Genomic DNA, 7,930 nt, shown 5'->3' with positions numbered 1-7,930 from the left:
TCTCCGAGCAAGGCCGCGAGCTGGCCGGCAAGCACCACGAGATCTACCTCGGCGACCCGGCCCGCTCGGCGCCGGACACGCTGAAGACCATCATCCGCCAGCCGATGCGCTGACGGGGCCTCGTCCCGCGATCGGCCGGGCACTGGAAGGGTACGAAAGCGCGGTCCCAGCCCAGCGGCATACGGCATGTGTCGTATGCCGCTGAGCCGGCTTCCAGCGCAAGTGAACTCACGTGGTCGGTGTCGTTGTCAGGAGCGGTGGGGTGGCCGTGGTCTCGAGCATGCCGAGGTAGTGCTGGTTGTACATGACGCCGACGACGTTGCCGTAGGGATCGACGACAGAGGCCGTGACGAAGCCCTCGCCGCGCTCGGTGGGAGGTTCGTGCGGCGTCGCCCCGAGCGCAAGGAGCCGGTCGTAGGCGGCCTGGACGTCGTCAACCGCCCAGTACGTGACGGTTCCAGAGGGGCGGTCGGACTGTCCGCCGGCGATCCATCTGGCGTCCACGATGCCGAGCTCCGCTTGGCGGTCTCCGATCCGGAACTCGACGTACGCGGGTGCCTCCGCGTCGGGCCGGGCGAAATAGGGCGCGACACCGAGCAGCTCGGTGTACCAGGCAGCCGCGGCCGCGACGTCGGTGGCGACATAGGTGATGGTGGTCAGTCCGCGCAACATTGGGTTTCTCCTCCTGGCTGGGACCCGGCCCCTCCGGGTGCTCCCTCAAGGCTCTCTGCAAAAGTGATCACCTAATGAACACTTTTGTATGGCATCCTCGGATCGTGCGTGCTGACCGTCTCGTTGCGGCCCTGCTGCTCCTCCAGCAGCGCGGCAGAGTCACGGCGGCAGAGCTCGCGGCGGAGCTCGAGGTGTCGGTCCCGACGGCCCGTCGCGATCTTGAAGCGCTGTCCGCGGCCGGCGTCCCGGTCTATCCGCAGCCCGGCCGGGGTGGCGGCTGGTCGCTGGTGGGCGGTGCGCGCACGGACCTCAGCGGTCTCACCTCGGGCGAGGCGCAGGCGCTCTTCCTGCTCGTCGGGCCTGCTGCGACCGTCTCGGACGAGGCCAAGGCGGCACTGCGCAAGCTCGTCCGCGCCTTGCCGGCGACCTTCCGGGACGACGCCGTGGCGGCCGCTGGGGCGACGACGATCGACCCGGCCAGGTGGGGCGACCCGGTCCGACCCGAGCCGGCCCTGGTGCGCGAGCTGCGACCGGCGGTCATCCAACGACGTCGAATCCGCCTGACCTACCAGGGCCGTGGCGCCGAGCGCTCCCACCGGCTGGTCGAGCCGTGGGGGCTGGTCGACAAGGACGGAGTCTGGTACCTCCTCGCCGGCACCGACCGCGGGCGGCGGACCTATCGCGTCGACCGGATCATCGCCGCCGACACCACCGACGAACTCTTCGAGCGGCCTGCGGACTTTGACCTGGGCACTGCGTGGGGCGACGTCGTCGAAGAGATGGAGGGTCGCCGCTCCCGGGTCTGGGCGACCGTGCTCGTGGACCCCCGCCACGTCCCGATCCTCGCCGACCAGTTCGGCCGCCACTGCCACGAGGTTGGGCTCGAGCCCTCCGGCCGCGCTCGGCTGCGGCTGGGTGGCTCGATCCCGCTGGACCTCGCCAGGATCCTGGCCGGCTGGGGCAGCCTCGTCGAGGTCCTCGAACCGCAGTCGGTCCGGGACCTGCTGTCCAAGCTCGGCACCGAGCTCGTGGTGGCCTACTCCTGACGCCGGGCGGTCGTCGCGCTGCCCCGGCTTGTGGCGCAGTTCGGCCCGGTCAGCTCAAGGCCTCCCGGAGCAAGCCACCCATGGCCCGCACGCCGGCGACGAGCCGGTCATCCGGGATGCCCGAGAAGCTCATCCGCGCGTGGTGCGGCTCGGGGCGCTCGGCAAAGAACGGCGCGCCGGGAACGACGATGACGCCGGCGCGGGGGATGAGGAAGTCCCGCTGGAACGCAGCGACGTCAAGACGCTCTGGGAAGGTCACCCAGGTGAAGAGACCTCCTTGCGCACGGGTCCAGCCGATGCCGTCGGGGAAGTGCTCCTCGATGGTCGCGAGCATGAGGTCGCGCTTGCTCCGGTAGGTCGGCAGCATGGACGCGATGTGGCGTTCGATGTCGAAGCCGGCGAGGTAGGCCGCGGCCGCGCGCATGTTGAGGGTGCCGTTCTGGGTGTCGGCGGCGAGCTTGAGGAGGGACAGCTTCTCGAGCAGCGCCGGCGCGGCCAGGGCCCAGCCGAGCCGGAGACCGGGGGCCAGAATTTTCGAGAAGCTGCCGAGGTGGATCACGCGCCCCGTCGTGTCGAGGCTCTTGATCGACGGCACCCGCTCTCCTTCGTAGCGGAGCTCGCGATAGGGAGTGTCCTCGAGGATGACGACGTCGAACTCCTCGGCGAGCTCGACGAGCCGGCGCCGGCGTGCGAGGCTCAGCGTCCGCCCGGTGGGGTTCTGGAAATCGGGCACCGTGTAGATGAGCTTGACCCGCTCGGTCGAGCGCAACACCTGCTCGAGGGCGTCGGTGTCCATCCCCTCCTCGTCCATGGGAACCGAGACGTAGCCTGGCTCGCACGGGTTGAACGCGATGAGCGCGCCGAGGAAAGTGGGCCGCTCGGTGACGATGACGTCTCCCGCGTCCACGAAGAGCTTGGCTGTCAGGTCGAGGCCTTGCTGCCCGCCCTGGGTGATGAGGACGTCGTCGGCCGTGCACGGCATGCCGTCCGCAGTGAGCCGGGCCGCCACCTGGGCGCGCAGCTCGGGGAGACCGTCGGAGGCGGTGTACTGCAACGCCGACGCATTGTCCGGGGTGAGCAGGTCGTCGTAGATCTTGTGCAGCTCGTCCATGGGGAAGTGCGTCGGGTCTGGGTAGCCGCCCGCGAAGGACGTGATCGCGGGATCCCCGGCGAGAGAGAGGAACTCACGGATCGCAGAGGGCTGGATGCGTTGGGCTCGCCGGGCGAAGGCGGTCATCGGGAACCCTTCCTGTGTCAGCGCGGTTCGGAGTGGAAGGTCAACCCGGCCGGGCGCCCTTCGCGCAACGCGGACAGGTGCTCGTCGTAGTTCATGACGTCGAAGAGCGAGGCGCCATCGAGCAGGCGAGCCTGGAGACCCTTCTCGCGTGCCTCGATCGCTTCGGCCTTGTCGACGGCTGCCGCGAACTCCTCGTCCGAGCCGATGAGGATGCCGTCGTCATCACCAACGATCAGCCCACCCGGCTCGATCGGGATGCCGGCCACGTCAAGGACGACGCCGGTCTCGGGAAGGGCCTGGGCGGCATACGCATTGGGGGCGACTCCGGTGGCCCACACGGGCAACCTCAGCGTGGCAAGGGTGGCGCTGTCGCGACACCGGCCGTGGATGACGAGCGCGGCGAGGCCGCGTCTTTGCGCCTCCGTGGCGAAGAGCTCGCCGGCGACGGCGCGGTCATCACCACCAGCGTCGACAACGAGGACGTCCCCGGGGCCGGACTCGCGAAGCGCGTGGATCACGGACATGAGGTCGCGGTGGGCTTTCGCGGTGACGATGCGCCCGACGGCGTGGCGACCCGGCACGAGCGGCCGGATCGTGGGAGTCAGCACACGGAGCCACGGTGATGCGTCCACGAGGCTCGTCGTCGACAGGTGTCCCAAACGGTCGAGCAGATTCTCGGTCGTCACGCGCTCATCCTCACATGCGACAGTGTGCGCATGCGGATCGCAGTCGCCGGAAGCAGCGGCCTGATCGGCGCGCAGTTGTGCCGCTTGGCGCGAGCGGCCGGTCATGCGGTGGTGCCGTTGAGCCGCACGGACGGTGTCGATCTGCTCGATGCTGACGCGGTCGCGTTCGCCTTGCGGGGCGTCGAGGTCGTGGTGGACGTCTCCCGGCCGACCCAGATGGACCTGGCCGATGCCCGCGACTTCTTCACCATGGTGGCGCGGAATCTCGGCACCGCGGGCAAGCGGTGCGGCGTTCGCCGAACCGTGGTTCTCTCCATCGTGGGGGTGGATCGTGGACAGGACTACGACTGGTACGTCGCCACCTTGGCCCACGAACAGGCGACTCGTGAGCACGCACCGGGCCCCCGCGTGCTCCGCAGCACACAGTTCCACGAGTTCCCCGGCCAGGTACTGGAGAGAGCGCTGGCGGACAGCGAGCAGCCGGGCTGCGTGCAGATCATGGACGTGCCGATCCAGCCCGTGGAGTCCACCGAGGTGGCCCGCGCCCTGCTCGACCTGGCCACGGATCCCGATGCCGGCGATCGTCAACTGGCCGGCCCGCGTGTCGAACGGCTTGTCGACCTCGTGACCAACCTGGTCGCCCACGACGGGCTGGACCTTGAAGTCCTGCCCGGTCCGGCCCCGGTGAGCATGGCGAGTGGCTCGATGCTGCCCGACGCGGACGCGATCACGGCGGGGATCGACTGGCACACCTGGCTAGAGCGTCGTGGCCGGTCCCACTGAGCTGCGATGTCTGGTGGTCGTTTGAGGGGACGACCCCGATGCGGACTACACCAGACGGGCGTTCTGCATCCTCAGCACCCTTATCGCTGAGCAGAACTCCTAGCTGGACGCCATCCGACGCAGCCGTCTTCTTGACCTTCGCCGGGTTGTGGGCGACCTACGAACCGCGGATGAGGGACTCGACGAGGTCGACCGTGACGTCGTCGAGGTGCTCCAACACTGCCTCGGCAAGTGACAACGCGTCGGGAGCTGGCGGGAACGCTGGCCGCGGCAGCGCAATGACATACATGCCTGCGCCTGATGCCGAACGCAGGCCATTGCTCGAGTCCTCAAGGGCCACAACGGTTTCCGGCGCGACATCTAGCTGCCTGGCGACTGCAAGGTAAACCGCGGGCGATGGCTTGCCCTCCTCGACCTGCTCCGTTGACATGGTCACCCGAAAGCTGTCGGTGAGGTTCGCTGCCTCGAGAACGGCGTCAATGAGTCGGCGTGGCGAGGACGAGGCAAGGCCGAGCGGCCACCGCTGCGAGAGTCGGCGTACTGCGTCGACGGCGCCGGGTAGCAGGGGTAGGTGCTCGCGATAGCGGTCCGCCATCCGGCCGATGACGGTCTGTGCCACAACCGGTGCCGGACCCGGTATCCCGACGGTGTCGACGAGATAGGTCGACCACTCCTGGGTGCTCATGCCCAGCATCAGGTGGGTGGCATCATCGGGCCACGATCGGTGGTGCTCGGCGGCGAGTCCGCGGCGGATCTCGTCCCAGATGCCCTCGGAGTCGACCAGCACTCCGTCGAGGTCGAAGACAACCGCCTGCACACCGTCACTCATCGGTCTGCCATCCGGTCGATGTGCTCGGCCAGGGACACGATGATTCCCTCCGGGCCGCGAACGTATGCCATCCGCCACATGTCCTCGTAGGTGCCCACGCCGCCGATCAGTCCATAGCCATCTGCGGCGAGCCGGTCGACGACGGACGAAAGGTCGTCGACCTCGAAGGCCACGTTCCGCAAACCCAGCTCGTTGGCCATCGCGGTGGGCGACCCGGGCTGGTGGTGGGGCCGGACAAAGCTTGATAGCTCCAGCCGGGTGCTGCCATCCGGCGGCCGCAGCATGACGATCTCAGTCCGGGAGTCGGGGATGCCGATGACCGTATCCAGGAACTCACCCTCCACGAACATCCGCGTGCCCTCGACCTCGAGCCCCAGCCCGACGAAGAACGCCGTCACAGTGTCGAGGTCGGCGACGGTGATGCCGACATGGTCGAAACGTCGTATGGAGGCCATGGGTCGTGCTCAGGAGGCGGCGGAGGAGTCGCCGTCGATCGCGACCGTCTGGCCGGAGATCGACTTGGCCTGGTCCGATGCGAGGAACAGGGCGAGCGCGGCGATGTCGGTTGGGTCGACGAACCGCTTGATCGCCTGCAGGCTCAGCGCGTCGGCGGTGACCTCGGCAAGGGACCGTCCGCTGCTGTCGGCCCGTCCTTGCAGGACGCGATGGATGCGCTCGCCCTCGACCGCGCCCGGAGCGATGGCGTTGACCCGGATGTTGTCGCCACCGAGCTCGATCGCGAGGGTCTCGGTCAAGGCGATCAGACCGCGCTTCGTCACGGCGTAGGGACTCCGGTTCTGGTACCCGAATCGGCCGCCCAGCGAGGACATCGTGAGAATGACGCCCGCGCCGGACTGCTTGAGGTACGGGATCGCGAGCCGGGTCACGTTGAAGGTGCCAGTGAGGTTGACCGCCAGCACCGCGCCCCACTGGTCCGGGTCCATCTCCTCGACGGTCGACGTCGGTCCGGCGATGCCCGCGTTGTTCACGAGGATGTCGATGCCGCCAAGGGCGTCGGCGGCGGCCTTGATGAACGCCTCCACCGATGAGAGGTCCGAGACGTCGCAGACCGTCGCTGTGATCGCCGCGTTCTTCGCGGTGATCTCCTTCAGTACCTGCTCGTTGATGTCGCAGATGTGCACCTTGTCACCGTTGGCGGTGAAGGCCTGCGCCATCGCGAGACCGATGCCGCCGGCACCGGCGGTGATGACGACTCGTCGACCCGTGTTCATGTCGGTCCTCTCTGCTGGGGTTGCGCTCACGCCGCATGCTCGTCAGGTGGGGTCCGCTCTATGCCACACCAGGACCGAGTTCACCGTCTTTCCGGATGACCGGATCGGCGCCGTCGTGCCCAACTGGAGAACGTTCCCCTCGAGTTTCACCCGGCGCGGCTGCGTCTGCCCAGTCCAGTTGGGGAAGAGGGAGATGAACATCGAGTGCGTCAGGGTCTGGCTCGCCTCGTCCACGTGGAACGGGCCGCAGTACGCGATGTAGGACGACGCCTCCTGCTGGTACTCCTCGGGCGTGCCGTCGAACCAGTCGCCCGAGGCGAAGCCGGGCCGATCCGGCTTGGACAGCTGCGCTGACATGTAGCCGTCCGGCGTGTACATGATGATGCCTTGCGGCTCGTGGCCCAAGGGCTCGAACGGGTCCGAGCCGTCTACCGGGATCTCTTGGTAGGAGACAAGTTTCCAGGCGCCGATCAAGCGGTCGCGCAAGTCCTCAGCCATGGGTACCTCCCGGTGAGCAGGACAGCACCGACGAGCCTAGCCCCGAATCCTCGGAGTCCGCGGGCCTGGCTATGCGCGGTTGTGGTCGTCAGGGCAACCACGACCGTGCACGACCCAAGGGTTCTCTATCTACAAAATTGGTCGTATGCCGCTGAGCTTGCTTCCAGCGCCACAAACTCACGCTTTCGCCACGTTGGCATCAAGGCGTCGCCCGCTGACCCGGCTCTGGGCGCGTCGAGCCCCTACCCCGTTCGAGTGAACACATTCTGGGCCCGAAAGTTGTTCACTCGATTGAGGGAACGCATGGGTCAGCTGAGTGGCTGGGATGGCACAACTGCGATAGTGGAGCATGGCCCAGTTCAAGGAGGAGCCCGCCTCGACCAGTGACCTGCGAGGGCTGCTGCTGGACTACCTGGACTTGTATCGGTCGGTAGTCGCGGCAAAGGCCTCCGGCGTGTCCCAGGAGTTCCTCACCACCTCGTTGGTGCCCTCGGGCTGGACTCCCGGCGGCCTCCTCAATCACCTCGCGCACATGGAGCGTCGTTGGCTCCATTGGGGATTCATGGCTGAACCGGTCGACGACCCCTGGGGAGACAGCGAGGGGGAGGGGTGGAAGACCCCGAGGCATGGAGCGAGCATGCTGATTCAGCAGCTGACCGATGTCGGTCGTCACACGCGAGAGATCGTCGAGAGCCATCAGCTCGACGACCGCGCTTCTCTCGGTGGCCGGTTCGCGACTGTTGCGGAGGCTCCCCAGCTGCACTGGATCCTGCTGCACGTGCTTCAGGAGTACGCCCGGCACGCAGGGCACCTGGACATCGTTCGCGAGCTGACGGACGGTTCGACGGGCGAGGAGGGCTGATCCCAGCGACGAAGTGGGCCGACAGTTCACGGCCGGCGACCGGCGCGACCGGCGCGTGCGTAGCGGCTGGCGAGCACCTGCAGCC

10 protein-coding genes are annotated in these 7,930 nt (G+C 67.9%); 3 read left to right on the top strand and 7 right to left on the bottom strand.

Annotated features, from left to right (window positions below; genetic code table 11):
• Positions 1-228: 228 nt before the first annotated feature.
• Positions 229-672, bottom strand: a complete 444-nt coding sequence (locus tag VIR15_RS01515; protein WP_331925704.1) for a VOC family protein — start codon at positions 670-672, stop codon at positions 229-231.
• 104 nt (positions 673-776) lie between these two features.
• Here VIR15_RS01515 and VIR15_RS01510 point away from each other — a divergent pair, with 104 nt between their 5' ends.
• Positions 777-1,718 carry a helix-turn-helix transcriptional regulator gene (locus VIR15_RS01510; protein WP_331925703.1) on the top strand — a complete coding sequence of 314 codons (942 nt, stop codon included), beginning with the start codon at positions 777-779 and terminating at the stop codon, positions 1,716-1,718.
• Between the two features lie 49 nt (positions 1,719-1,767).
• Here the strand turns inward: VIR15_RS01510 and VIR15_RS01505 are convergent, their stop codons facing one another.
• Together VIR15_RS01505 and VIR15_RS01500 are read right to left on the bottom strand one after the other, a co-directional pair.
• Positions 1,768-2,955 (bottom strand): aminotransferase-like domain-containing protein, encoded by a 1,188-nt coding sequence (locus VIR15_RS01505; protein WP_331925702.1) that lies wholly within the window; start codon positions 2,953-2,955, stop codon positions 1,768-1,770.
• 17 nt (positions 2,956-2,972) lie between these two features.
• Positions 2,973-3,641, bottom strand: coding sequence for an RraA family protein (locus VIR15_RS01500; RefSeq protein ID WP_331925701.1), 669 nt, complete (start codon positions 3,639-3,641; stop codon positions 2,973-2,975).
• A 30-nt stretch (positions 3,642-3,671) separates the two neighbouring features.
• On the opposite strand from VIR15_RS01500, the gene VIR15_RS01495 reads away from it, so the two are divergent.
• Entirely contained in the window at positions 3,672-4,424 is a 753-nt protein-coding gene (locus VIR15_RS01495) for an SDR family oxidoreductase (protein WP_331925700.1), read from the top strand.
• Between the two features lie 157 nt (positions 4,425-4,581).
• Here VIR15_RS01495 and VIR15_RS01490 read toward each other — a convergent pair whose 3' ends face one another.
• Genes VIR15_RS01490 through VIR15_RS01475 form a run of 4 tightly spaced genes read right to left on the bottom strand, consistent with a single transcriptional unit; the run spans position 4,582 to position 6,983 of the window.
• Positions 4,582-5,253 (bottom strand): HAD family hydrolase, encoded by a 672-nt coding sequence (locus VIR15_RS01490; RefSeq protein WP_331925699.1) that lies wholly within the window; start codon positions 5,251-5,253, stop codon positions 4,582-4,584.
• Positions 5,250-5,708 carry a VOC family protein gene (locus VIR15_RS01485; RefSeq protein WP_331925698.1) on the bottom strand — a complete coding sequence of 153 codons (459 nt, stop codon included), beginning with the start codon at positions 5,706-5,708 and terminating at the stop codon, positions 5,250-5,252. Before VIR15_RS01485 ends, VIR15_RS01490 begins: the two co-directional genes overlap by 4 nt.
• Positions 5,709-5,717: 9 nt before the next feature.
• The gene (locus VIR15_RS01480; RefSeq protein WP_331925697.1) at positions 5,718-6,485 is read right to left on the bottom strand and encodes an SDR family oxidoreductase; all 768 of its coding nucleotides are present in this window, start codon (positions 6,483-6,485) and stop codon (positions 5,718-5,720) included.
• A gap of 42 nt (positions 6,486-6,527) precedes the next feature.
• Positions 6,528-6,983, bottom strand: a complete 456-nt coding sequence (locus VIR15_RS01475) for a lipocalin-like domain-containing protein (RefSeq protein ID WP_331925696.1) — start codon at positions 6,981-6,983, stop codon at positions 6,528-6,530.
• 349 nt (positions 6,984-7,332) lie between these two features.
• Here VIR15_RS01475 and VIR15_RS01470 point away from each other — a divergent pair, with 349 nt between their 5' ends.
• Positions 7,333-7,845 carry a mycothiol transferase gene (locus VIR15_RS01470; protein ID WP_331925695.1) on the top strand — a complete coding sequence of 171 codons (513 nt, stop codon included), beginning with the start codon at positions 7,333-7,335 and terminating at the stop codon, positions 7,843-7,845.
• Positions 7,846-7,930: the final 85 nt, after the last annotated feature.

The sequence above is a fragment of the Intrasporangium sp. genome (assembly GCF_036566125.1).
Lineage (GTDB): Bacteria > Actinomycetota > Actinomycetes > Actinomycetales > Dermatophilaceae > Intrasporangium.
Note: the sequence above shows the minus strand (reverse complement) of the source record. Positions and strands in the feature narration are given on the sequence as shown.

Bases quoted from the DNA above. Each gene is read 5' to 3' on its own strand.
- VIR15_RS01515 (WP_331925704.1), bottom strand. From the start codon at position 672: ATGTTGCGCGGACTGACCACCATCACCTATGTCGCCACCGACGTCGCG.
- VIR15_RS01505 (WP_331925702.1), bottom strand. From the start codon at position 2,955: ATGACCGCCTTCGCCCGGCGAGCCCAACGCATCCAGCCCTCTGCGATC.
- VIR15_RS01495 (WP_331925700.1), top strand. From the start codon at position 3,672: ATGCGGATCGCAGTCGCCGGAAGCAGCGGCCTGATCGGCGCGCAGTTG.
- VIR15_RS01490 (WP_331925699.1), bottom strand. From the start codon at position 5,253: ATGAGTGACGGTGTGCAGGCGGTTGTCTTCGACCTCGACGGAGTGCTG.
- VIR15_RS01485 (WP_331925698.1), bottom strand. From the start codon at position 5,708: ATGGCCTCCATACGACGTTTCGACCATGTCGGCATCACCGTCGCCGAC.
- VIR15_RS01480 (WP_331925697.1), bottom strand. From the start codon at position 6,485: ATGAACACGGGTCGACGAGTCGTCATCACCGCCGGTGCCGGCGGCATC.
- VIR15_RS01475 (WP_331925696.1), bottom strand. From the start codon at position 6,983: ATGGCTGAGGACTTGCGCGACCGCTTGATCGGCGCCTGGAAACTTGTC.
- VIR15_RS01470 (WP_331925695.1), top strand. From the start codon at position 7,333: ATGGCCCAGTTCAAGGAGGAGCCCGCCTCGACCAGTGACCTGCGAGGG.